General features: G+C 65.9%; 19 protein-coding genes, 3 tRNA genes and 3 pseudogenes. 11 read left to right on the top strand and 14 right to left on the bottom strand.

What is annotated here, in order from left to right; translation table 11 throughout:
• The first annotated feature begins 272 nt into the window (after window positions 1–272).
• The 4 genes from G4G28_RS10190 to G4G28_RS10175 all read left to right on the top strand — a co-directional run bounded on the left by G4G28_RS10190 (window position 273) and on the right by G4G28_RS10175 (window position 3,483).
• Entirely contained in the window at window positions 273–641 is a 369-nt protein-coding gene (locus G4G28_RS10190) for a GntR family transcriptional regulator (protein ID WP_182988189.1), read from the top strand.
• Window positions 638–1,510, top strand: coding sequence for an ABC transporter ATP-binding protein (locus G4G28_RS10185; protein WP_182988188.1), 873 nt, complete (start codon window positions 638–640; stop codon window positions 1,508–1,510). The genes G4G28_RS10190 and G4G28_RS10185 overlap by 4 nt, the downstream gene beginning before the upstream one ends.
• Window positions 1,507–2,493 (top strand): hypothetical protein, encoded by a 987-nt coding sequence (locus G4G28_RS10180; protein ID WP_182988187.1) that lies wholly within the window; start codon window positions 1,507–1,509, stop codon window positions 2,491–2,493. Before G4G28_RS10185 ends, G4G28_RS10180 begins: the two co-directional genes overlap by 4 nt.
• A gap of 171 nt (window positions 2,494–2,664) precedes the next feature.
• Window positions 2,665–3,483 carry an alpha/beta fold hydrolase gene (locus tag G4G28_RS10175; protein WP_183108315.1) on the top strand — a complete coding sequence of 273 codons (819 nt, stop codon included), beginning with the start codon at window positions 2,665–2,667 and terminating at the stop codon, window positions 3,481–3,483.
• Between the two features lie 15 nt (window positions 3,484–3,498).
• On the opposite strand, the pseudogene G4G28_RS10170 reads toward G4G28_RS10175, so the two are convergent.
• The 6 genes and pseudogenes from G4G28_RS10170 to rnr all read right to left on the bottom strand — a co-directional run bounded on the left by G4G28_RS10170 (window position 3,499) and on the right by rnr (window position 10,868).
• Window positions 3,499–4,208 (bottom strand): annotated as a pseudogene (locus tag G4G28_RS10170) (YceH family protein).
• 8 nt (window positions 4,209–4,216) lie between these two features.
• Window positions 4,217–4,954, bottom strand: a complete 738-nt coding sequence (gene cysE / locus G4G28_RS10165) for a serine O-acetyltransferase (RefSeq protein ID WP_183108314.1) — start codon at window positions 4,952–4,954, stop codon at window positions 4,217–4,219.
• A gap of 149 nt (window positions 4,955–5,103) precedes the next feature.
• Complete coding sequence (locus G4G28_RS10160) at window positions 5,104–6,645, bottom strand: M48 family metallopeptidase (RefSeq protein ID WP_183108313.1); 1,542 nt, start codon at window positions 6,643–6,645, stop codon at window positions 5,104–5,106.
• 244 nt (window positions 6,646–6,889) lie between these two features.
• Window positions 6,890–7,624, bottom strand: coding sequence for a 23S rRNA (guanosine(2251)-2'-O)-methyltransferase RlmB (gene rlmB, locus G4G28_RS10155; RefSeq protein WP_182988183.1), 735 nt, complete (start codon window positions 7,622–7,624; stop codon window positions 6,890–6,892).
• Between the two features lie 3 nt (window positions 7,625–7,627).
• Window positions 7,628–8,209 (bottom strand): hypothetical protein, encoded by a 582-nt coding sequence (locus G4G28_RS10150; RefSeq protein ID WP_183108312.1) that lies wholly within the window; start codon window positions 8,207–8,209, stop codon window positions 7,628–7,630.
• Window positions 8,133–10,868, bottom strand: a complete 2,736-nt coding sequence (gene rnr / locus G4G28_RS10145; protein WP_183108311.1) for a ribonuclease R — start codon at window positions 10,866–10,868, stop codon at window positions 8,133–8,135. Before rnr ends, G4G28_RS10150 begins: the two co-directional genes overlap by 77 nt.
• 424 nt (window positions 10,869–11,292) lie before the next feature.
• On the opposite strand from rnr, the gene G4G28_RS10140 reads away from it, so the two are divergent.
• The 3 genes from G4G28_RS10140 (at window position 11,293) to G4G28_RS10130 (ending at window position 11,709) form a co-directional block, all read left to right on the top strand.
• Window positions 11,293–11,377: transfer RNA gene (locus G4G28_RS10140), tRNA-Leu, on the top strand.
• 58 nt (window positions 11,378–11,435) lie between these two features.
• Window positions 11,436–11,520 (top strand) — tRNA-Leu (locus G4G28_RS10135).
• 104 nt (window positions 11,521–11,624) lie between these two features.
• Window positions 11,625–11,709 (top strand) — tRNA-Leu (locus G4G28_RS10130).
• 147 nt (window positions 11,710–11,856) lie between these two features.
• Here the strand turns inward: G4G28_RS10130 and cueR are convergent.
• Window positions 11,857–12,246: a Cu(I)-responsive transcriptional regulator gene (cueR, locus tag G4G28_RS10125; protein WP_182988180.1), complete on the bottom strand. Its 390-nt coding sequence runs from the start codon at window positions 12,244–12,246 to the stop codon at window positions 11,857–11,859.
• 256 nt (window positions 12,247–12,502) lie between these two features.
• Between cueR and G4G28_RS10120 the strand changes: the two genes are divergently transcribed.
• Window positions 12,503–13,081, top strand: coding sequence for a phasin family protein (locus tag G4G28_RS10120; protein WP_182988179.1), 579 nt, complete (start codon window positions 12,503–12,505; stop codon window positions 13,079–13,081).
• A gap of 193 nt (window positions 13,082–13,274) precedes the next feature.
• Here G4G28_RS10120 and tssA read toward each other — a convergent pair whose 3' ends face one another.
• The 7 genes and pseudogenes from tssA to G4G28_RS10085 all read right to left on the bottom strand — a co-directional run bounded on the left by tssA (window position 13,275) and on the right by G4G28_RS10085 (window position 20,679).
• On the bottom strand, window positions 13,275–14,273 hold the full coding sequence (tssA, locus tag G4G28_RS10115) for a type VI secretion system protein TssA (RefSeq protein WP_183108310.1): 999 nt from the start codon (window positions 14,271–14,273) through the stop codon (window positions 13,275–13,277).
• Window positions 14,274–14,282: 9 nt separating this feature from the next.
• Window positions 14,283–16,936: pseudogene (tssH, locus tag G4G28_RS10110) on the bottom strand (type VI secretion system ATPase TssH).
• Between the two features lie 30 nt (window positions 16,937–16,966).
• The gene (gene tssE, locus G4G28_RS10105) at window positions 16,967–17,434 is read right to left on the bottom strand and encodes a type VI secretion system baseplate subunit TssE (protein WP_182988177.1); all 468 of its coding nucleotides are present in this window, start codon (window positions 17,432–17,434) and stop codon (window positions 16,967–16,969) included.
• Between the two features lie 105 nt (window positions 17,435–17,539).
• Complete coding sequence (locus G4G28_RS10100) at window positions 17,540–18,031, bottom strand: type VI secretion system tube protein Hcp (protein WP_182988176.1); 492 nt, start codon at window positions 18,029–18,031, stop codon at window positions 17,540–17,542.
• A gap of 33 nt (window positions 18,032–18,064) precedes the next feature.
• Window positions 18,065–19,549 (bottom strand): type VI secretion system contractile sheath large subunit, encoded by a 1,485-nt coding sequence (gene tssC, locus G4G28_RS10095; protein WP_182988175.1) that lies wholly within the window; start codon window positions 19,547–19,549, stop codon window positions 18,065–18,067.
• Window positions 19,550–20,053, bottom strand: coding sequence for a type VI secretion system contractile sheath small subunit (gene tssB / locus G4G28_RS10090; protein WP_182988174.1), 504 nt, complete (start codon window positions 20,051–20,053; stop codon window positions 19,550–19,552). It lies immediately after the preceding gene.
• A 47-nt stretch (window positions 20,054–20,100) separates the two neighbouring features.
• On the bottom strand, window positions 20,101–20,679 hold the full coding sequence (locus G4G28_RS10085; protein WP_182988173.1) for a tetratricopeptide repeat protein: 579 nt from the start codon (window positions 20,677–20,679) through the stop codon (window positions 20,101–20,103).
• A 413-nt stretch (window positions 20,680–21,092) separates the two neighbouring features.
• Here G4G28_RS10085 and tssJ point away from each other — a divergent pair, with 413 nt between their 5' ends.
• From tssJ to icmH, 3 genes and pseudogenes are all read left to right on the top strand, one after another.
• Window positions 21,093–21,440, top strand: a complete 348-nt coding sequence (gene tssJ, locus G4G28_RS25705) for a type VI secretion system lipoprotein TssJ (protein ID WP_229424963.1) — start codon at window positions 21,093–21,095, stop codon at window positions 21,438–21,440.
• A gap of 62 nt (window positions 21,441–21,502) precedes the next feature.
• Window positions 21,503–22,848: pseudogene (tssK, locus tag G4G28_RS10075) on the top strand (type VI secretion system baseplate subunit TssK).
• Entirely contained in the window at window positions 22,845–23,606 is a 762-nt protein-coding gene (gene icmH, locus G4G28_RS10070; RefSeq protein ID WP_182988172.1) for a type IVB secretion system protein IcmH/DotU, read from the top strand. Before tssK ends, icmH begins: the two are co-directional and overlap by 4 nt.
• Window positions 23,607–23,666 lie beyond the last annotated feature (60 nt).

Below are 23,666 nucleotides of genomic sequence, written 5' to 3'. Positions count from 1 at the left end.
TTCCAGTGGAAAAATCGACCATAATGGCTTGTTGTTATCCGGAACATGATCGAGTCCTGATGCAAGACATTGAAAGCGTTGTCAGGAGCGCTTGCGTTTCGTCCCGGCAGCGAATTTCGACCGTCCATGTCCGTTTTCCTGCAGTTCGTCGCGTTGCGGCTGCTGTAAAGAGTGGCGCTGTTATAGTTCACTACAACACCACAGCGATACCCACCACAGGAGACAGCGATGCGCTTACACGCCGCAAGGACGAGACGACAGGAGGACCGGCGATGAATATCGGCTGGAACGACAACGCACCCATTTACCGCCAGCTCAAGGACCGCGTCATCGGCATGATGCTCGACGGCGTCCTGAAGGCAGGCGACGCCCTGCCCTCGGTTCGCCAGGTCGCGGCCGAGTACCAACTGAACCCGATCACCGTATCCAAGGCATACCAGGAATTGGTGGACGAAAACCTAGTAGAAAAACGAAGGGGGATAGGCATGTATGTCACTGAAGGAGCGAGCGAGAAACTGCTTGCAAGCGAACGCGAGCGCTTCCTGCGCGAAGAATGGCCGGCCATGGTGGAACGCATCCGCCTGCTGGGCCTGAACATCGAACAGTTGCTGCACACTGCGCAGCCGGGAGGATCGGCATGAGCGCCGTCATTTCCGCCCGCGGCCTGTCCAAGCGCTACGGCAAGCGCACCGCCATCGACAACATCGACTTCGAGATCCCGGCCGGGCGCATCGTCGGCCTGATCGGCCCCAACGGTTCCGGCAAGACCACCACCCTGAAGGCGGCGCTGGGCCTGGTGCCCTTCGACGGCGAACTGTCGGTGATGGGACTGGACCCGCGCACCCAGCGCGACGCCCTGATGCAGGACGTCTGCTTCATCGCCGACGTGGCCATCCTGCCGCGCTGGCTGCGGGTGATGGATGCGATCGACTTCGTGGCCGGCGTGCATCCGCGCTTCGACCGCGCCCGCGCCGAACGCTATATCGCCAACACCCGCCTGACCCCGACCATGAAGGTCAAGGAAATGTCGAAGGGCATGATCGTGCAGCTGCACCTGGCGCTCGTCATGGCCATCGACGCCAAGCTCCTCGTGCTCGACGAACCGACGCTTGGACTGGACATCATCTACCGCAAGCAGTTCTACCAGAACTTGCTCGAGGACTATTTTGACGAGAACAAGACCATCGTCATCACCACCCACCAGGTGGAAGAAGTCGAGCACATCCTGACCGACCTGCTCTTCATCCGCGACGGCAAGATCGTGCTGGCCGCTTCGATGGACGAAGTCGGCGAGCGCTATGTGGAAGTGATGGTCGCCGCCGACAAGGTCACCGCCGCCAACGCCTTGCAGCCGCTGGACCAGCGCACCGTGTTCGGCAAGTCGGTGATGCTGTTCGATTCGGCACGTGCCGGCGGCGTGTCGCGCGCCCAGCTGGCAGCCCTGGGCGAGACCCGCAACCCGAGCGTGGCCGACCTGTTTGTGGCAACGATGAAAGGAACCTACGCATGAATACGATGAAATGGCTGCTCCGCCGCGAGTTCTGGGAGCACAAGGGCGGCTTCGTCTGGGCGCCGCTCATCGCCGCCATCATCATGGTGGTGCTGATCGGCGGTGTCGTCGGCTACGGCATCGCCAGCGGCAAGATGGCCGGGGACGACGTCACCATTTCCATTGGCAATGCGAAGGTGCACGGGTCGCACGCCGGCGAGGCCATCACGTCCGTCGTGCGCGAGCAGATCGCGGACACGGCCGCGGGCAATTACGTCGCGGTCGGCGCCCCGATCCTGGTGGTGCTGCCGGTGGTCGCCTTCTTCTACTGCCTGGCCGCGCTCTACGACGACCGGCGCGACCGCAGCATCCTGTTCTGGAAGTCGCTGCCGATATCGGACACCCAGACCGTGCTGTCGAAACTGGCCACGGTGCTGGTGGCGGCGCCCCTGATCAGCATCGGCATCGCGGTCGTGACCTCGCTCGTGATCCTGCTGCTGGCCGGCCTGGCGGCGAGCTACCACGGCCTGCACCTGTTCGGCGCCGTGCTGACCAACCCCAAGCTCTACCTGACGCCGCTGTACCTGGTGGCGATGGTGCCTGTCTACGTGCTGTGGGCGCTGCCGACTGCCGGCTGGCTGATGCTGGTGTCGAGCTGGGCGAAGTCGAAGGTGTTCCTGTGGGCGGTCGGCGTGCCGCTGATGACGGCGGTCCTGCTCAAGTGGCTCGACTACCTGCTGGGCATGTATTCCGGCACCACCATCAACGCCGACTGGCTGGTGGACCAGGTCATCGAGATCTGCCTGTTCGGACTGGTGCCGGGCACCTGGCTGATGGACGCGGGTTCGGCACTGCCGCGCGGCGACCATGGCGCGGACATGCTGGGCATCCTGGCCTACTCCTGGAAGACCCTGGCCCAGCCGGACCTGTGGGCGGGCGTGGTGGCAGGGGTGGCGATGATCGCCGGTGCGATTCGCCTGCGCCGCTGGCGCGACGAAGGCTGATCTTCCCCGCGCACATCCCGGCGATGCGCTTCCCGCCCCCGCCCATCCGGTGGGGGCACCTGGCGGACCGCGGCGACTCGCCGCGCTCCCGCCGCTCTCCCCTCCTACACAATCGAGACGATATGACATTCATGCATCGCAGGCTTTTGCGTCCTGGCCTTGTGCTCCTGCATGGCGCAGGCCCAGACCACGCCGCCGGCGGCGCTGCCGACGTCAAGCCAGCAGGTCGCCGCGGCAGGCGCCAGCTACCAGGCGCAGGTCGCCACCGCGGGCAGCGGCCGCTACACCGTGATCTTCGAATCCGGCTTCGGCACCGACCTGCGCGCCTGGCGCAAGGTGGCGCCTGCGCTGGCCGGCAAGGCGCGCGTCTTCACCTATTCGCGCGCCGGCCATGGCGGCTCGGAGGCGCGGCCGGAACCGCGCACCATCGAACAGAACAGCGTGGAACTGGAACAGCTGGTCGCAGCGGCGAAGCTGGCGCCGCCCTTCATCCTCGTCGGCCACTCCTACGGCGGCCTGCTGGTGCGCAGCTACGCCGCGCGCCATCCGGAGCAGGTGGCGGGCATGGTGCTGGTCGACCCGAGCGACGAGGGATTGAATCCAGCCTTGCGCAAGCTCGACGCGGAACGCGCCGCAAACGACGACCGCCAGTTCGCAGCCATTGTCCCGGCCAGGTTTCAGGCGGAATTGAGGTTGCTGCAGCCCGTGCTCGATAGCGGCAAGCTGGCGCTGGCAGGCAAGCTGCCGGACGTGCCGACCGTGGTGCTGACCTCGGTGCAGCAGACCGAGAAGCCCGAGTTCTTCGTCCAGGCCCCGCAAGCGGTGGCGATCAAGCAGGGCCTGCACGCAAACTTCCTGCGCCAGTTCAGCGACGGCTCGCAAGTGCTGACGGCGCGCAGCGGCCACAATATCGAGCTCGAAGAACCGGAACTCGTGATCGCCGCCGTCGAGAAGGTGATGGCCGCGGCCGACAAGCGCCCCGGGCGCTGACGCGGGGAGCGCCGCTTACTGGAACTGCTGGCGGAAGGCTTCGAACTGTGCCTTGAGCTCGGCGATTTCACCGCGCAGCCCGGCGACTTCTGCTTCCAGCTGGCCGATGCGGCTGCCGGGCGCAGCAGCAGGCGCCGCGGCGCCAAAGGCGGAGTCGTCGCGCGCGGCGGAGATTTCGCCGCCGAGCAGCTGGCCATAGCGCGATTCCTTGGTGCCGGGGCGCGCTCGAGCCTGGCCACGAGCGGCGGGTATTTGTCGATCAAAAACTGCAGCGTGGCCTCGACCTCGGCCACCGTCCTGAATTCGTGCAGGCGCCCGCTGCGGGTGCGGATTTCGCCGGCCGTCTGCAGGCCGCGCAGCATCAGCACGGTGAGTACCGCCACCTTGTCCTGCTCGAGCGTCCACTTGATGCGCATGCGGTGCTCGTACTTGATGACGCGCGCGCCGGCCGCGCTCACGGCGTTCACCAGGCGCCGCTCGGTCAGGCGCTGCAGCGTGTCCTGCACGGTATCTTCGCCCAGCTGCATGACCGGATCGCGGCTGGAAAGCTGGTTGCAGCCGTTGACGATGGCGTTGAGCGTCATCGGATAGTTGTCGGGCGTGAGCGCCTCTTTCTCGGCCAGCACCGCGAGCACGCGGATCTCGAATGGGTCCAGCACGTTCGCGCCGGCATTGGCGGCATTGGCGGCATCGCCCGCCGCCGCGCTCATGGATTCGTCAGTCATGGATTTCCTCAGTCGACCAGCCGGTTCAGTTCGGCGGAATCGAGTTTATCACCCTCGCGCATGTTCGGACAGGCGATGCCGGCGGCCTGGATGGTGGCCGTCAGGCGTTCGAGCTGCTCGTCCTGGCGCGCGACGTGGTCGATCAGGCCGCGCAGGGCTTTCGAGAGCGGATCGTCGCCGTTGGGCGTGACACCATAGGCGGCGAACATGCGTGCACTCCTCGACTGGTCTTCCTTGCGGATGATGTGGGCCGGGTTGCCCACCGCGGTGGCGCCGGCCGGCAGGGGTTTCACGACGACGGCATTCGAGCCGATCTTGGCGAATTCGCCCACCGTGAAGGCGCCCAGCACCGGGGCGCCGGCGCCGACGATCACGCCGCGCTCGAGCGTCGGGTGGCGCTTGGTGCCGGCGGTGAGCGTCGTGCCGCCCAGGGTCACGCCCTGGTAGATGGTGCAGTCGTCGCCGACGACGGCGGTCTCGCCGATGACGACGCCGAAGCCGTGGTCGATGAAGACGCGCCGGCCGATGGTGGCGCCCGGGTGGATTTCGATGCCGGTAACGACGCGCGCCAGGTAGGACAGGAAGCGTCCCAGCCATTTCAGGTTCATGCGCCAGCATGCGTGTGCCCAGCGGTGCAGGACGATCGCATGCAGGCCGGGATAGCAGGTGAGCACTTCCCAGCCGTTGCGGGCGGCCGGGTCGCGTTCGATGATGCTGTTGATATCTTCGCGCAACGAGTAAAACATAATGAGGACAGAATGAAAACAGCGGCAATGGTAGCTTATCCGCCGCGGGGCCGCTTGGACAGGACCGATTTCGACGCCGGCGATTCGGCGCGCCACCGGCCTCCCGGGCAAGCGTGGGTCGGTGCGGCCGCCCGTCGCCGCCGCAGTCCTCAGGCCTGGCTGAGCGCCGGGCCGAATTCGCTGGCCAGCCATGCGTCCAGCTCTGCCCTGCCGGCCGCGTCCAGGCTCGGCAGCATGTGGGCATACCAGCGCCTGCCCTGCTCCGGCCCGAGCGCGGCGCGCACGAAACCGAGGCTGTTGGCCAGGAAGGCGCTGAAGAAGGGCATCGAGCGCGCGTAAAGGACGGTCGGGTCGGTCGAACCGAGCTCGGTGTAGGCCAGGCGGATCTGGTCGACGTAGGGCATCGCCTCAGCCGCGCGTCCGGCCTGTTTCAAGGCGGTGACGAAACTCGTCAGCAGCGTCATGCGCGGCAATTCGCCGGATTGCGCATTGATCGCCAGGGCCTGCTCGATCCACTCCAGGCCATCCTGCAAGCTGCCCGCCATGACCGTCGTGGTCGCCAGCTGCAGGGCATTGTGGGCGCTCGGCTCCTCGTCGAACAGGGACTCGAAATGGCGGGCCGCGCTCGTCCAGTGACCGAGGCGCGAGCAGGCCAGCGCGCAGATCCTGCGCGCATCCGAGCGCACGGCGACATCGCCGGAGGCCACATGCGGCAGCGCCGCCTCGCTTGCCTCGGCATGCCGTCCCGCTTCCAGGTGCGCGAGCGCAGCAGCAAGCCCCGGGGCTACCGGCAGTGCCGCAGCGGCTTCGCTGCCCAACTCGCCCAGCGCCTGGCCAAGCAACTCCCCGACCAGCGCATCGACGTTCGTGTGCGGCAGGCGCAGGTACTCGACCACGGCTTCGCGCCGTTTGTTCACCTGGCCTTTCTCGCCAAGACTGACATGCACGTTGGTGACCGAGACATGGGCGTCAAGCCCGCCGCCGCGGTAAAGAATCACCTCGGCGTGGCTCTTGGTCCCATCCGCCGCTGACGGGCTCAGGACGGCACGGATGGCCTGGGGATCGGCTTCCAGCCAGGCCGAGGTCCGGGCGGCGTCGACGGGATGGAACCTGCGCCGGACCAAGATTCTTTCGGCCCAGGCGTTCGTCGCTTCGCAGAACGGCTCCTCCGCGCGCATGCGTGCCAACAAGGGCGGGAGCATCAGGTGGATGGCAAGTTCGAGCAGCCAGACGCCGGCCAGCCAGATGCCGCTGAGCGGCCAGCCCGACAGGTTCGTCGTGCCGGTGGGGACAGTGTCGGCTGCAAGCCGGAACAGCAACCACGGCTGCGTGGCGAGCTTCACGAATATCTGGCCGGCGATCACGCCCAGCTCCTCCCGGCCGAGTGCGCACATCGTCAGCGCTCCCCACGCGCACCACCCGAGGTACCAGCCTGCCAGGCCCAGGACGGTGCCGGCGCGGCTGGCCCAGGCCGGATTGCGCACCTTGCCCTGCGCAACAAGGAATTTCACCAGCCAGCCGATCGCGAACGACATGCCGAAGGCGATGAACACCTTGATGACGACAGGCGCATGGATGATCAGCCATGCGTACAGCCACGCAAACGGAAGCAGTGCGCTGGAGACGATGAAGGCGATCGGATACGCCACTGCCGGCACGCGGCCTGAAGGGCGATAGCAAGGCGAAGTCATGTTTCCTCCAGCGGGGTCGGAATGGGGGGCAAGGCGCACCCATTATCCGTCGCTGGCAGCGGCACAAATTGCACCTACGCAACACTTGCCATGCATGAGCAGGCTGTAGCGTGCCGGCCACATTTTGCACGGCCGCATGCCATGTTCACGGCGCCAAAACGAAAAATGGGCTGCCGACAGAATCGGACAGCCCATTTGCCGGAGGCATCGGACCTCGCGGGAAGGTCCGGTTCCGCAAGCCCGTTCAGGCTCCGCGCTGGCGGCGTGCCTCGTACAGGCAGACGCCCGACGCCACCGACACGTTCAGGCTCTCGACCGAGCCAAACATCGGGATGGACACCAGTAAATCGCAGGTTTCGCGGGTGAGGCGGCGCATGCCCTCGCCTTCGGAACCCATGACGAGCGCGGTCGGGCCGGTGAAGTCGGCTTCGTAGAGGCCCTTGTCGGCATCGTCGGAGGTGCCGATCAGCCAGATGCCGCGGTCCTTCAGGTCGCGCATGGTGCGCGCCAGGTTCGTCACCGTGATGTAGGGAACCGTCTCGGCGGCGCCGCTGGCGACCTTCGCCGCGGTGGCGTTCAGGCCAACCGCGCGGTCCTTCGGCACGATGACCGCATGCGCGCCAACGCCGTCGGCCACGCGCAGGCAGGCGCCCAGGTTGTGCGGGTCGGTGATGCCGTCGAGGATGAGCAGCAGCGGCGGGCCGTCGATGGCATCGAGCAGCTCGTCGAGGTTGCGCGCCAGCGCCAGCTGGCTGGCAAAGGCGATCACGCCCCGGTGGCGGCGGGTGCCGACGATCTTGTCGAGACGGGCGGCGTCGACCGGCATGACGCGCACGCCGGCCTCTTTCGCGTTCGCGATCAGGGCCTTCATGCGGGCGTCGTTGCGCTCGGCGTCGACAAAGATCTCTTCCACCGATTGGGCCTCGTGGCGCAGCCGCGAGGTCACCGCGTGGAAGCCGAAAATCATTTTATTCTTCATGCCTTACTTCTTCTTCGTTTTGGAGGTGGTGCTGCCTGCCGCGACCGACTTCTTCGCGGCGGGTTTGGTGGCGGCGCTCTTGGTGGCGGCGCTCCTGGTTTCGGTGCTCTTCGCTGCGGTGCTCTTCGCTGCGGTGCTCTTGGCTGCGGTGCTCTTCGTCGCCGCGGTCTTGACTGCAGGCGTCCTGGTCGCGGCGCTCTTTGTTGCGGTGCTCTTCTTTGCCGGGGCCTCCGACGCTGGAGAGGCGGCCTTGTCCGCACGGGCTCGGCGCGGCTTGGCCGCTGGCGTGTCCGCTGCCGGTTCGGCAAGCGCAGGTGCTGCCGGCGCGGCAGCTGGCACCGGGCCTGGAACGCTGTCCTCGGCAGCCTGCGCGCCCTTGGTACGGCGCGCACGCTTGACGGCCGGCGGCGTTTCCGCGACGGCTGCCGGTGCAGGTGCTGGCTCGGCGGCCGGCTGGGGCGCCGGCTCGTCCGCGGCCTCGGCATCGCGCTGGCGCGACGCGGCGGCATCAGCTGTTGCGCTCTTGCGTCCCTTGCGCGATGGCTTGCTCCCTGCGGCGGGGTGCGTCGGCCGCCGGTGTGGCAACCGGCTCCGCGGCCACGACCGCTGCGGCTGCCTGCGCGGCCGATTCCGTCTCCGCTTCCTCACGGCGGCGCGCGGCCGCGGCGTTCTTGCGGGCACGGCGCGATGGTTTCGCGGACGGCTGGTCCGGATCGGCTTCGTCGACCTGCGGCTGCGGCACCGCCACGGCGGTCAGTGCGAGCGTGTCGACCGCCGGCTCGTCGAGGTGGCCAGGCGTCGACAGGTTGGCGGCGCCGCCATTCCTGCGGTTGCGGCGCGAACGCTTGCCGCCGCCTTCGCGGCCGCCATCGCGATTGCCTTCCTGCTTCTGCTGTCCGCCGCGCCCGCCGTTGCTGGCGTTCCCGTTACCGCCGCGGTTGCCGCGGCCGCCGTCGGCGCGTGCATTCTGCCCGTCCTGCTGGCTCTGCTGTCCTTGCGGCTGCGCCGGTGCGGCAGCTCCCTCCTCCGCCAGCACCAGGTCGATCTTGCGTGCTTCGAGGTCGACTTTCGCGACCTGCACGGTCACGCGGTCGGTCAGGCCGAAAGTCCTGCCGGTGCGTTCGCCGCGCAGCAGGTGGCGCGCTTCGTCGTACTGGAAATAATCCTGGCCCAGGCCGGTGATGTGCACCAGGCCTTCGACATACAGTTCGTCGAGCTGCACGAAGATGCCGAAGGTGGTGACGCCGGCGATGACACCGGTGAACGATTCGCCCAGCTTGTCCTGCATGTAGAAGCACTTGAGCCAGTTCTCGACGTCGCGCGAAGCTTCGTCGGCGCGGCGCTCGTTGGCCGAGCAGTGCACGCCCAGCGCGTCCCAGATGGTCAGGTCTTTCTCTTCCTTCGACTTGCCTTCCGCCTTGTCTTTCGCGGCCTGCTTGCGCACGGCGTTCGAGACGGTGGTGTTGAGCTTCGAGACGTCGATGCCTTTCGGCTCGTACCTGCGGCCCAGCAGGATGGCCTTGATGGCGCGGTGGGTCAGCAGGTCCGGGTAGCGGCGGATCGGGCTGGTGAAGTGGGCATAGGCCTCGTAGGCCAGGCCGAAGTGGCCGACGTTGTCGGGGCTGTAGACGGCCTGCTGCATCGAGCGCAGCAGCATGGTCTGCAGCAGTGCCGCGTCCGGACGGTCCTTGATCTCGCGCATGACGGCGGCGTAGTCGCCCGCGGTCGGCTTGGTGCCGCCGCCGAGGTTCAGGCCGGCCTGGCGCAGGAAGGTGCGCAGCTGGTTCAGCTTTTCCTCGGTCGGGGTGCCGTGGATGCGGAAGGTGCCCGGATGCTTGTGGCGGATCAGGAGGTCGGCGGCGCAGACGTTCGCGGCCAGCATGCATTCCTCGATCAGGCGGTGCGCGTCGTTGCGGGTGCGCGGGATGATCTTCTCGATCTTGCCCATCGCATTGCAGACGATATAGGTTTCCGTCGTTTCGAAATCGATGGCGCCGCGCTCGTGGCGCGCTTTCAAGAGCGCGTGGAAGGCCGCGTTCAGGTTCAAGAGGTGCGGCACGATGGCCGGACGGCGTGCGGCTTCCTCGCCGTGGCGGTCGGCCAGCACTTCGGCCACCTGGTTATAGGTCAGGCGCGCGGCCGAGTGCATCACGGCCGGATAGAACTGGTAGGCGGTGACTTCGCCGGCGCTGGTCACGACCATGTCGCAGACCAGGCAGAGGCGGTCGACGGCCGGGTTCAGCGAGCACAGGCCGTTCGAGAGCTTTTCCGGCAGCATCGGGATCACCCGGCGCGGGAAATACACCGAGGTGCTGCGCTCGATCGCGTCCGCATCGAGCGCATCGTTCGGTTTCACGTAATGGCTGACGTCGGCGATGGCGACCAGCAGGCGGAAGCCATCCTCGGCGCCGACCTTGACCGGTTCGCAGTAGACGGCATCGTCGAAGTCGCGCGCGTCTTCGCCGTCGATGGTGACAAGCGGCACATCGCGCAGGTCGACGCGGTCGACCAGGTCGGCATCGCGTACTTCGCTCGGCAGCTTGCCCGCCTGCTTCAGTGCGGCTGGCGAGAATACATGCGGCACACCGAACTTGCGCACGGCGATTTCGATTTCCATGCCCGGGTCGTCCAGTTCGCCGAGGACTTCGACGATGCGGCCGGTCGGCTGCTGGAAACGCGCCGGCTGTTCGATCAGCTCGACGCTCACCACCTGCCCGGCGCGCGCCTTGCCCGGGGAACCGGCGACCAGGATGTCCTGGCTCATGCGCTGGTCTTCGGGCGAGACGATCCAGACGCCGCCTTCGTTGAGCAGGCGGCCGATGATGTGGGTATTGGCACGTTCGACGACTTCGACGATGGTGCCTTCCGGACGGCCGCGGCGGTCGGTGCCGACGATCTTCGCGAGGACGCGGTCGCCATGCAGTACCTTCTGCATTTCCTTGTCGTTCAAGAACAGGTCGTCGCCTGGTTCATCCGGAATGACGAAGCCGAAACCGTCGCGGTGCGCGGCGATCTTGCCGGCGATGAAACCGGACTGGTCGGCCAGCATATAGAGGCCGTTGCCGTTGGTGCGGATCTGGCCATCGCGCTCCATCGCGTTCAGGCGCCGGCCCAGGACTTCCTGGGCAGCCGGCTTGACTTGCAGGGCACGGGCAAGCGCTGCTGCGTCGAGCGGTGCGCCTGCATCACGAAACACGCCGAGGATTTCCTCGCGGCTAGGAATGGTATGAGTAGGTTGCTTCAAATCGTTTTCTTGAATTCTTTTTTAAGCGCCGGACCGGCCGGCACCGTGGTTGGATTGACAGCTTGACAGGCGTAGTGTAACGGAGGACCGCGCGATTCGCCTAACGTACCGTGCGCAATGTGCGTGCTTCAGCGTGCGCGGACCTCGGGATGGGCCTGGGCGGATATGCGGCCTCGGCATGCATCATCCGGACCACTGCCCCTCGCAGCACCGTCGTGCGAGCTTGCGAATTTCCCCAAGGAAGGGTCTTTGACATTTGCAATCCTTCCGCTATAATCTCGGCTCTTTCGCAACGACAGCATGTGAAGCGGAAGAAAAAAGCGGCAAGGTCGGGCAAGTTTGACGCAGCGAGCGACGAAAGTTGATCTAGCGAAAAACTGGAAAGCCTGATATTGTATCAGCTTCGGTAACAAGCAGTATCAGTGCCCACGTGGCGGAATTGGTAGACGCGCATGGTTCAGGTCCATGTGCCGCGAGGTGTGGGGGTTCGAGTCCCTCCGTGGGCACCACTCTACCGGAAGTTGTCCGCAGCAGTTCGTTGTAAAGCGTTGTATGAGCAGTACCAGTGCCCACGTGGCGGAATTGGTAGACGCGCATGGTTCAGGTCCATGTGCCGCGAGGTGTGGGGGTTCGAGTCCCTCCGTGGGCACCATCTACTGGCAGTCATCCGCAGAAGTAGTAGTAGTAGTATCGCGATACCGTAGGGTGGGCACTCCGTGCCCACGCGGAAGGTAGCGTAGTGTTAGCAGTTGCAGTGCCCACGTGGCGGAATTGGTAGACGCGCATGGTTCAGGTCCATGTGCCGCGAGGTGTGGGGGTTCGAGTCCCTCCGTGGGCACCAAGTTTTCTGGTGCAGGCAGTATCCGGTTACCGGCGCAAAACGCCGCAATCCTTGCAAAAGGTTTGCGGCGTTTTGCGTTTCTGAGCTCTCCTTACGCCGCAATCCTTGCAAAAGGTTTGCGGCGTTTTGCGTTGTACGCTCCCTCTTCTACTGCCCCGCCAGATCATCCAGGATCGGACACGCAGAGCGCGCATCCCCGTGGCAGGACGCTGCCAATTGCTCGAGCGTGCGCCGCATCGCTTCCATCTCCGCGATCTTCTGGTTCAACGCCTCGATATGCGCCTGCGCCAGGGCGTGCACGTCGCTGCTCGCGCGCGAACGGTCCTGCCACAGCGCCAGCAGCGCGCCGATCTGCGCGAGGGAAAACCCGAGTCCGCGCGCGCGGTGGATGAATTGCAGCACGCGCAGGTCCTGGCCTGAATAGCGCCGGTAGCCGGCCTCGCTACGGTGCGCAGGCTTGATGAGTCCGATGGCCTCGTAATGGCGGATCATCTTGGCCGAGACGCCTGACGCGTGCGCCGCGTCGCCGATGTTCATTGCGCCCGATGGGGTATTCATGGTGCCGATCCTGTCGAGTAGATCACCCCAGCATATACCTTCCCACGATGACAAGGTCAAGGCCGCGCTTGACGGACGGTCCCTGTCGTTTATGCTCGCTGCCATGGGCTGCTCCATCCGGCCGCCACTTCGTATCGGGACGGCCGTTGCAGAAAGCTCATCGTTGCCCAATAATAGGTGCGGCAGAATCGTACGTCGTCCGTCGTTTGATCCAAAAAAACCCGAGGAGACATTGATGTTCACGAGTCCGGAACAATTCGCATCCGCCACCAAAACCCTGTTCGACCTGCAAATGCAGACCTTCGACATGCTCGCCAACAAGACTGTCAGAGGTCTCGAACAGGTGGTGGCGCTCAACATGAATACCGCCCGCAGCACGATGGACAAGACCCTCTCCGCCAGCCGCGACCTCTCCCAGGCGCGCGACGCCCGCGCCGCCTTCGATGCACTGTCCGCCCGGATGTCGCCCGACATGGCCGGCAACGCCGAGTACCGCGACCAGTTCAAGGCCATCATCGAAGAGATGCAGAGCGAGTTCAGGCGTGCGGCCGACGTCCACATGGCCGAAGCCAAGAGCACGCTCTCGGCGCTGATCTACGACGTCACGCAGAACGTCAAGCCAGGCTCGGAGAATGCGGTCGAGATCATCAAGTCCGCCATCGACAATGCCTTCCAGGGCTACGAACAGGTGACCCAGGCCACGCGCCAGGCGGTGCAGAACGTGGAAGACCAGATCGCCAAGGCGTCGGCGATGGTCCGGCCCGGCGGCGGTGACGCAGCGAAGGCCTCTGACGGCCGGGAGGGCGGGGGCTGAGCGGCAACCGGACAAGCTGCCGATTTTCGCGCGGTCTCAAAAAAACAGGGCGGCAGCCGGCCGCCCTGGAATAATCTTTCACCCCTGACTGCGGGTGAAAGATTATTTCGTCACCTCTGCCCATTCGGGCGCGCCCGAGAAACCCTCCAGAGCAAGGCGCCGCAACGTGGCTATGGAGGGTTTGTCAGGCACGCTAAGTTCCCTCGCCTTCGATTCCCAGCAGTTCTTCGACATGGGCCAGTGCGCCCGCATCCTTCACCACGCTCCTGAGCCAGAGGTGCAGCGGCTGTTCGCCCCAGGCCGCCGCCTTGTCGGCCAGGTAGGCGACCGGGCTGTGCGGCTCGGTGTGGCGGAAGTAGTCGGCCACCGCGCGCAGCTGGGCCAGCGCCTGGGCGCGGGTCTGCAGCACGCTGGCCGGCATCGGCAAGGCCATCGCGCCAGCGGCCGCCACGCCCGCCACTGCCGGCGCCGGCGCCGCGGAGACCGCGCTGACGGCGACGGCGGCAGTCGCAGGCGTCACGAAGTGCGCCAGGTTCTGCAAGGCGTTGCGCGCGGTGCTGAAGCTCGGCCCGTCCACGCCCAGTCGCGCGTCGACGGCTTCCTCCAGTCTGGCGAGCGCATCCAGGCAGTGCTGGCAATCCTCGAGCAGGGCCTGCTGGAAGGCTCGCGAAGTCCGGCTGCGCGCCGCCTCGACCTCGGCGATCGCTTCCGCACCATGGGCACGGGCCGCTTCGATGTCGCGCATCGAGAACGTGGCGCCTTCGGTCACCGGGCATTCCGTCGCCAGTTGGGGAATGCGCGCCGCGATCCAGCACAGGTTACCGATGCGGCGTTCGAAACCGTCTTCGTCCGGCTGCGGATACAGCCCGTCCCAGTAGCGCTCGCACAAGCCGGCGATCGCCAGCAGCGCTTCGCCCAGCGCCCGCAGCCCGGCCGTCCTGGCGGTGGCCTCGGCCAGCCAGACCGCCAGCTGCAAGTCCTTGCTGCGCGTTTCAATCAGGAGCGCGCAGCGCTTGCTGACGAACTTCCAGTCCGCTTCCTTGAGCGTGGTGACCCATGCCCCCTGCTCCAGCGACGGGTCGTCGGCCTTGCGTGCCTGGGCAATCGCGTCCACCTCGCTGGAAAACGCCAGGTCCTCGCCGCAGGGGCTCTCCACGCTGACCGGCTTGAGTAACTGTTCGACGTCGAGCATGGGGCCTCCTTATGCCGGTTCGACCGTGTACTTGAACTTGCCGGCGCGCGTGGCCCCGACCTTGATGCGTGCGATCGCGCCGCCCTCGGCCATCTTCGCCAGCACGCTGTCGGCGATCTCGGGCAGCATGCTGCCGTTGAGGATGGTGTCGACGTTGCGTGCGCCCGAATCGACCTCGGTGCAGCGCGCCAGCACGGCGTTTACCAGCGCCTCGTCGTACTCGAACGTGGCGCCGTGGTTGTCCAGCACGCGCTGGCCGATGCGGTTCAGCTTCAGGCGGATGATGTTGGCCAGCACCGGGTCGCTGATCGGATAAAAAGGCACGACGGCCAGGCGGCCGAGGAAGGCCGGCTTGAACTGCTTGACCAGCTGCGGCCGGATCGCGTCGAGCAGCTCGTCCGGTTTCGGCATCTCGCTCGCGCTCTTGTTCAGGCAAGCAGCCATCATCGTGCTCGATGCCGTGTTCGAGGTCAGGATGATGACCGTGTTGCGAAAGTCGATCTGGCGTCCTTCGGCGTCATCGAGCACACCCTTGTCGAAGACCTGGAAGAAGAGCTCGAGCACGTCCGGGTGTGCTTTCTCGACTTCATCGAGCAGCACCACGCTGTAGGGATTGCGCCGCACCGCTTCGGTCAGCACACCGCCTTCGCCATAGCCGACATAGCCAGGCGGCGAGCCTTTCAGGCCGGAGACACTGTGCGCTTCCTGGTATTCGCTCATGTTGATGGTCACCAGCTTGCGCTCGCCGCCGTAGAGCAGGTCGGCCAGCGCCAGCGCGGTTTCCGTCTTGCCGACGCCCGAGGTGCCGACGAACAGGAACACCCCTTTCGGCTTGTTCGGATCGTCCAGGTTGGCGCGCGCCGTGCGCACGCGCTGGGCGACGGCGGCAATCGCATGCGACTGGCCGAGGATGCGCTCTTCCAGCAGCGGCTGCAACTGCATGACGGTCCTGATCTCGTCCTTCATCATGCGCCCGAGCGGGATGCCGGTCCAGGCGGCGACGATGCCCGCCACCGTATTGCCGTCGACCTGCACCGGCACCAATGGCGTCTCGCCCTGCAGCGTGCGCAGTTCCTCGACGGCGGCGCGCAATGCCGGACCATCGCCCCGTCCGCCTTCGAGTTCGCCACGCATGCGCGCGATGTCTGCCGTCAGGCTGCGCTCCTGTTCCCAGCGTGCGTTCAGGCGTTCCTGCTCGGTCAGCGCCGCCATGCGCTCGCCGCGTAGTTGCATCAGGCGGGCCGCATGCTCGCCACCGGCGCTCTGCTCGCGTTCGAGCGCCCCGATCTGCACGTCGATCTGCTCGATGCGGCGCATCCAGGTTTCGAGCAGCGCCGGCGTGGCGCTCTGGCCAAGCGCCACCTTGGCACAGGCGGTGTCGAGGACGCTGATCGCCTTGTCGGGCAGCTGGCGTCCGCTGATGTAGCGGTGCGACAGGCGCACCGCGCCGACGATCGCTTCGTCGTACACGCGCACGCCGAAATGAGCCTCCATGAGCGGCGCCATCGCGCGCAGCATGGCGCAGGCGGTTTCCTCGCTTGGTTCCTCGACCTTGATGACCTGGAAGCGCCGCGCCAGGGCCGCATCCTTCTCGAAATACTTCTTGTACTCGCTCCAGGTGGTGGCCGCGATCGTGCGCAGTTCGCCGCGTGCCAGCGCGGGTTTCAGCAGGTTGGCCGCATCGTTCTGGCCGGCCGTGCCGCCTGCGCCGATCATCGTGTGCGCCTCGTCGATGAAAAGGATGATGGCATGGGGGCTCGCCTTGACCTCGTCGATCACATTTTTGAGGCGGTTCTCGAACTCGCCCTTCACGCTGGCGCCGGCTTGCAGCAGCCCCATGTCGAGCGTGTGGATTTCGACGCCGCGCAGCACTTCCGGCACGTCGCCCATCGCGATGCGCAGCGCCAGGCCTTCGACCACGGCGGTCTTGCCCACGCCCGCTTCGCCGGTCAGGATCGGGTTGTTCTGGCGCCGGCGCATCAGGATGTCGATGGCCTGGCGGATTTCAGGGTCGCGTCCGATCACCGGGTCGACCTTGCCCCGCGCGCGCGCTGCGTCAGGCAGGTGGTGAACTGGTCGAGCGCCGGCGTCTTGCCGGGCGCGGCGGCTTCGAGTTCGCCCACCGGGTCGCCGCCCAGGGCCTGGCCGCGGTCCTGCGCCGCAGCGGTGGCGGTCGCTTCGCTCGAGCCGCGCGTGAGCTTGTCGAAGTCGTGCTTCAGGCGCTCGAGCGCGAAGTCGGCGAACAGGGGCGAACCGCGCTGCGCCAGTTGCGCCAGGCTTGGTTCGGTCAGCAGCGCCAGGAGCAGATGGCCGCTGCGGATCGCGTTGGGCGCACCCGAACCATCCCGGCCTAGCGAGGCGATCAGCCAGGCATGCTCCAGCAGCGTCGGCAGGTGTTTCGAGAATACCGGCGTGCGCGTGCTGCCGCCGGCAAAGCGCGCCACCTCGCGCCGCAGATCCGATTCGAGTCCCGTAACGCTGATGCCGCAGGCGCGCGCAGCGACATTGACGTCGCAGTCGGCCTGCTCCAGCAGCGCGAGGAAGAGGTGTTCGATATCGACTTCGTAGTGGCCCATGCCGACGCAGATGTTGGCCGCGCGCGTGGCGGCCATGCGCGTGGCGCCGTTCAGTTTGCCGATCAGGGTCTTGAGATTGATGTCCATGCGTGTGACGTCCTTTGTTGGGTAGTGAAGCTAGCGCTTGCCCTTCCTGATCGCGTAGCGCAGCGAGGAAGGCTGCAGCACGGCGCTGAAGTCGACGGTTTCGCCGGCGCCTTCCAGGTCGAGGCGCGCGTGGATGACGAAATTGAGGCGGTTGACACTGCCGGCCACCGCCTCGATGCGCGCGGCGACATCCTTCAGGCGCGGCTCGTGGGTCTCGATGGCCGTCTTCAGGCTGGCGCAGATCGCCGCGCGGTCTTCGTCGCTGGTGAGGCAGAAGGCGGCAAAGTCGACCAGGCCGTAATTGAGGATGGAGGCGCGGGCGCGCGGATAACCGTCGAAGGCGCCGCTCGGGATGGCCGCGCGCGTGTTGAGCAGCGCTTCGAGGTCGCGCGCAACGTGGTCCTTGATCTGTTCAAGGTTCAGGCCCTGCGCCGCCCTGCCCTGCTCGCTGCGCTCGTCCATGAGGCGATCGAGCAGGCCGGGGATGAAACCTGTCATGGCAAACCCTTGGATGGTGGCGCGTTCGACGAAGGTGCTGCTGGAAGGTGCTTCCGGAAGCGAAACACGGCCGCCGCGAGGGCGACGGCCGTGAGGTGCTATCGATCAGGCGATCTTGTTGGTCGCCAGGTCCCAGCCGCCGGACGTATTGCCGCCGGCGCCGCCGGTGACTTTCTGCTGGGTGTACTTCCATTTGATCTTCGAGAACTTCAGGCCGACTTTCTCCTGGATGATCGAGCCTTCGTGCACGGCCGGCATGATGGCGCCGATCAGCACGTTCTCCAGTTCGATCTCGAAGTACTTGATGCGGTCGCCCTGGCCGTCGGCGCGCATGAATTCCAGTTTGGCTTTCGGGATGGTCTTGCCGGCCGAGCAGGTCTGCAGCAGGATCGGCGAAGCCAGGTCGGCGAGCTTGGTGAACGAGACTTCCTCATGCTCGCAGCGTTCGGCCGTATGGCCCCCGCCGGTCGACGCGGTGGCCGAGCGCGGCTGCTTCACGCCCCAGTTCACCGAGGTGCACTCGATCCAGTCCTTGTGCTTGTCGTCCGTCGACTCGCCCTTGATGCCGTCGATTTGCAGATATACGTCAATTGCCATGTTTGCTTACTCCAGTTCAGGTTGAAAAGTGATTTAGTTTTTGGTCGACTGCGGCAACTCCGCGACCAGTCGGAGCGAAACGGACAATTCGTCGAGCTGGAAGTGCGGCCGCAGGAAGGACACGGCGCGGTAGCAGCCCGGCCGGCCCGGCACCTCGGACACCTGCACGCTCGCTTCCCTCAGCGGGAACTGGGCCTTCTGTTCCTGGCTGGCGTTGTCGTCCAGGAGCACGTACTGGGTCAGCCAGCGGTTCAGGTAATCCTCGACATTCGACGCGGCGGCGAAGCTGCCGATCTTGTCGCGCATCATGGCCTTCATGTAGTGGGCAATGCGCGAGACGGCGAAGATATACTGCAGCTGCGAGGACAGCATCGCGTTCGCATTGGCCGCCTCGTTCGCGTACTTCTTCGCCTTCTGTGCCGACTGCGCGCCGAAGAAGGCGGCGTAGGAGGTGTTCTTGCAGTGCACCAGGGAGATGAAGCCGAGGTCCGACAGCTCCTTCTCGCGGCGATCGGTGATCGCCACTTCGGTCGGGCACTTCAGCGCGACTTCGCCTTCGTCGGTCTTGAAGGTGTGGGTCGGCAGGTTTTCGACCAGGCCACCGCCCTCGACGCCGCGGATCGCCGCGCACCAGCCGTAGTCTTCGAAGGCGCGCGTCAGCTTGGCGGCGAAGGCATAGGCCGCGTTGCACCACAGGTATTTGGTGTGGTCGGTGCCGTCGACGTCCTCGACATAGTTGAAGCCTTCGGTGGTCATGCCGTCGACCGGGTTGAACGGCAGGCGGCCGAGAAAGCGCGGCAGCGTCAGGCCGACGTAGCGCGCATCCTCGGACTCGCGGAAGGCCTTCCATTTCGCGTATTCGACGGTATCGAAGACCTTGGCCAGGTCGCGCGGTTTGCCCAGGTCGCCGAAGCTGTCGACGCCGAAGAGTTCCGGCGCGGCCGATGTGATGAAGGGCGCGTGGCTGGCCGCGGCCACGTGCGACATCTGCTCGAGAAAATACATGTCCTCGGGCTGGCGGCTCATTTCGAAGTCGCCGACCAGGGCGCCGTAGGGCGCGCCGCCAAAGGTGCCGAACTCCTCCTCGTAGACTTTCTTGAAGAGCGAGCTCTGGTCGAACTCCAGCGCAGCCTGGAAGTCCTTCACCAGTTCGCGCTTGCTGGCGTTGAGCATGCGGATCTGCAGGCCGGCGCCGGTGGACGAATTTTTCACCAGGTATTGCAGGCCGGTCCAGCTGCGCTCGAGCTTCTGGAATTCCGGAGCATGCATGACGGCGGACAGCTGGGTGGAGATCATGCTGTCGAGTTCCGCCAGGCGTGCGTCGATCATTGCCGACAGGTTGTTCGACACCACCATCGTGCCCGACATGACCTGCGTGACCAGTTCCGAGATCAGGTCGCGCGCGCGTTCGTGTTCGCTCGGCGAGGCCGCGACGCGGCTTTGCTCGACGATCTGGTCGAGCAGCGAGTTGTCCAGCTCCAGCGCAGGCTTGGCTGCCTGTTCGAGAATCGCCGCCATTTACTTGTCCTCCGTGTTCTTGCGCAGGCCTGCGAGCTTCTCGGTGTTGCCGAGGACCTCGCTCAGGATGTCGTCGAGCTTGTCGTTGCCGGCCAGCTTGTTACGCAGGTCGGCCAGCTTGGTGCGCGCTTCCAGAAGACCTTTCAAGGGCGCGACCTGCTGCACCACCGACTCCGGGCGGAAATCGGCCATCTCGCGAAACTGCAGCTGGACGCCGAACTGGCCGCCCTCGTCGCTCAGGTGGTTCTCGACGCGGAACTGCAGCGCCGGTGCCACGCCGCCCAGCACTTCGTCGAAGTTGGAAGCGTCGACGTTGACGAACTTGCGGTCCTTCAGGCGCTTCTTCTCGGCCTGCGGGTCGGCGCCGAAGTCGCCCACCACCCCGACGACAAAAGGCAGCTCCTTGTTTTCGATGGCGTCGCCGATCTCGACGTCGTAGGTCATCTGCACGCGCGGCGCGCGCACTTTCTGCAGGCGCTTCTGCACGCTTTCACTTTTGGCCATGTCAGCTCCAGAGGGATTACGAGGCCGGCGGGCGCCGGCCCGCGGGATTATTTGAGCGCGCCGAAGGGGTCGCTCGAGGTGGCTGGGGGTTTTGAGGGGCTCGCGGCGGACGCGGTCGTGGGCACGGGACGCGGACGTGGTGCCAGGTTCTTCTTGCCCGGTACCAGGTCCGTTTCGCCCAGGCTGGTGCGCAGCAGCTTGGCCAGCTCCTCGGCCTCGCTCTTCACATTGCCATTCAGTTTGTTCTTGCGGGTCAGGTCCGCCAGCGCCTTGCTGGTCACGCGCAGGCCGCTCACGGCAGCGATGCTGTGCGCCACCGTGTCGTCGGGATCGCGTGCCAGCGCTTCCTGCGCGTTCACGATCGCCTCGCCGTAATGCGCGCTGTCGAAGCGCATCTGCGCCATCCGTACCCATGGGGTCTTCTCGGTCGGGAAGGTCTGGCTTGCGCTTTTCAGCGCAGCATAGGCCTTGTCGTGCTGGCCAGCGGCGACAGCGGCGTCGGCCGCTTTCATCGCGCTCGCCATCGTCGTGCCCGCGGCAGCGCTGGCGGTGCCGCCGCCAGGGCTTTCGCAAGCAGCCAGCAAGGCGGCGCAGGCCAGTACCGGCATCAATCGTTTGAACATCATTTCGGTCTCCATTGCGTTGAACCAGACGCCATTATTCGGTAAGCGTTCTCAGCAGAATTGCGCGTAGTCAACATCTGGACAGGTGATCCTTGCGGGATACAAATCGCAAGGGGCTTGCGCGGCCGCAGTGGCGGCGCGTGGCGTTCCTGTTAAATGAGCGATGGTGTCATTTACGAAAGGCAATTAATTCATGAGAACTACCTGTCTGCTGTTCTGCGCGCTGTCGCTCGCCGGTTGCGCCAGCGACGGCCCTGCCGGCCGCGCACTGGCCGCCGCCGGTATCGCCAGGGCCCCGGAGATGCCTGATGCCGCCAAACCGCCGCGCAAGGTCGCCCTGCGCCTGCACGCCGCGCCGCGCCTGAACGTCGACGCCAAGGGACGCCCGCTGGCACTGGTGGGCGCGCGTATACCAGTTGCGCCAGCAAGCCGCCTTTGCCGCCGCTCCCTACGACGCCTTCCTGACGCCCGGTGCCGACAAGGAAGCGTTCGGTGCCGACCTGGTCGCGAGCAAGGACATCACCCCGGTGCCGGGACAACGCTACGAGGTACTGGAACAGGTGGGCCGGGAAGCGGGCTATGTGGGCGTGGTCGCGCTGTACCACTCACCCGCACCCGGCCGCTGGCGCCTTGCCTTCGATGCGGCGCAGGCCGAGAAGGCCGGGCTGACGGTGGGCATGCAGGCCTGTGCGCTGAGCGTCGGCACTGGCGCGCAGCCAACCGATTCAAATGTCAATGACCTCGGATCTGCGCGCTGTCAATAAGCACGCATCTGCTTCCAGCAAGCTCAACATTTTCCGCTTTCCCATTTCTTCGAGAGGTGACAGTGAACATGCCATCGAAACTGCTGTGGGGCGAAGGACTATTCCTGCGTCCACAACATTTCCAGCAGCAGGACCGCTACCACGAGGCGCGCCTGAACCAGACCGCGCGCGCGCTGCACCCCTACGCCTGGGGCGTGCGCCGCCTGGTCGTGGACCACGAGGCCCTCAAGCACGACGTCCTGCGCATCGACGCGCTGTCGCTGCTGTTCCCGGATGGCGAACTGTATCGCGCGCCCGAAGGCGACGCACTCCCTTCCCGGGTGAAACTGGGCGCGCTCGCCCCCAGCACCCAGACGATCACCTTCCACGCCGCCCTGCCCGCCCTGAAGGCCCATGGCGAGAACTGCGCCGAGCCCGACCTGCACCGCATGGACGCCCGTTTCGTCCAGCACGAGCGCGACACCCAGGACCTGTTCACGGCCGCCGCCGATGCACCGCTCACCTACCTGAAGAAGACCCTGCGGCTGGTGTCGGACGAGGATGCGCTCGACGCCTACGAGAGTTTTCCCCTGCTGCGGCTGCGCCGCGTCGCGACCGGCGGCTTCGAAGTCGATCCGGCCTTCATCGCCCCGAGCGTGGCAATCGACGGTGCGCCCGGCCTGCACAACCTGGTCGCGCGGCTGATGGAAAAGCTGCTGGCGAAGGTCAACGCCCTGTACGGCCACATGCGCGAGCCGAGCCGCAAGGTGGTCGAGATCCGCGGCGGCGACATGTCCTCGTTCTGGCTACTGCACACGGCCAGCACCGGCTACGCGGCGCTATCGCACTACCTGCACCATCCCGAATTGCATCCGGAGCGCCTGTTTTCCGACATGCTGGCCCTCGCCGGTGGCCTGATGGCCTATTCGCGGAACTATCGCCTCGAAGACCTTCCTGCCTATGCGCATGCCGATCCGGGGCCGGCGTTCGCGCGCCTGGCCGACATCCTGCGCGACCTGCTCGATACGGTGGTATCGAGCCGCTACTTCTCGATCGCGCTCAGGAACGACCGCCCGTCCTACCACGTGGGCGCGCTGGACTCGGGCAAGATCACGGGCCAGACCGCGCTCTACCTTGCGGTGTCGGCCGACATGCCGGCGCTGCAACTGGTCGAGGTGGTGCCGCTGCGCTTCAAGCTCGGCGCGCCGCAGGACGTCGACAAGTTCGTGCTCTCGGCCCTGCCCGGCGTGAAGCTGATGTATGCGCCGCAGGTGCCGGCGGCGCTGCCGGTGCGGCCCGATACCTGCTACTTCGCCCTCGAGAACAAGGGGCTACTGTACGAGAACATGCTCAGAACCAGGCGATCTCGATCTATGTCCCGAACGGTATCCGTGACCTGCAACTCGACCTGATCGGGGTGGCAGCATGAGCGCCCATGTCGAACGCCGCGCGGCACCGGCCGCCCGCAGCACCGGCGGCGCCAACCCGCAGTCACTGGTCGACCTGATGTACGAAGGTTTCTACGCCCTGTTCCTGCTCAAGAACGGCTGCGGCCCGCACGACAAGGCCGCGTTTGCCGACCACATGACGGCCTTTCTCGGCGATGTGGACCGCAATGCCAAGGCGATCGGCGTGGCCGCCGAGGATGTCACGGCCGCGAAATATGCCTTCTGCTCGGCGGTCGACGAAATCATCCTGCGATCGGACTATGAAGTGCGCGAAGCCTGGGAGACACGCCCGCTGCAGCTGCGCGTCTTCGGCGACCAGCTCGCGGGCGAGCACTTTTTCAACCGCCTGGAAGACCTGCGCGCGAAAGGCAGCGTGCACCTGCAGGCGCTCGAGGTGTTCCATATGTGCCTGCTGCTCGGTTTCGAGGGCCGCTACGCGCTCGACGGCCATGACAAGCTGAATTACCTGGTGGCGCGCCTGGGCGACGAGATCGCGCGGATGCGCGGCAAGAACCGCGGTTTCGCGCCGCACGCCGAGCGCCCCGACCAGGTCGTCAACACGCTGCGCAGCGATCTGTCCTTGTGGGTGCTGACATCCGTGTTCACACTGGCTGGCCTCACCGCCTACGTCGGCTTTCGCGCCAAGCTCGGGCACGACACCGAAAGCACCCTGGCCGCCTACAACGACCTGGTCAAGCTGCCGCCACGTGCGGCGAACGTGACGATCACCCTGCCCTGACGCTGCGATATCCCCTGAAACGACACCGCCGGCAGCAATGCCGGCGGTGTTTTTCATCCT

Origin of the sequence: Massilia sp. Dwa41.01b, from assembly GCF_014171775.1 — a bacterium.
GTDB lineage: Bacteria > Pseudomonadota > Gammaproteobacteria > Burkholderiales > Burkholderiaceae_D > Telluria.
Note: the sequence above shows the minus strand (reverse complement) of the source record. Positions and strands in the feature narration are given on the sequence as shown.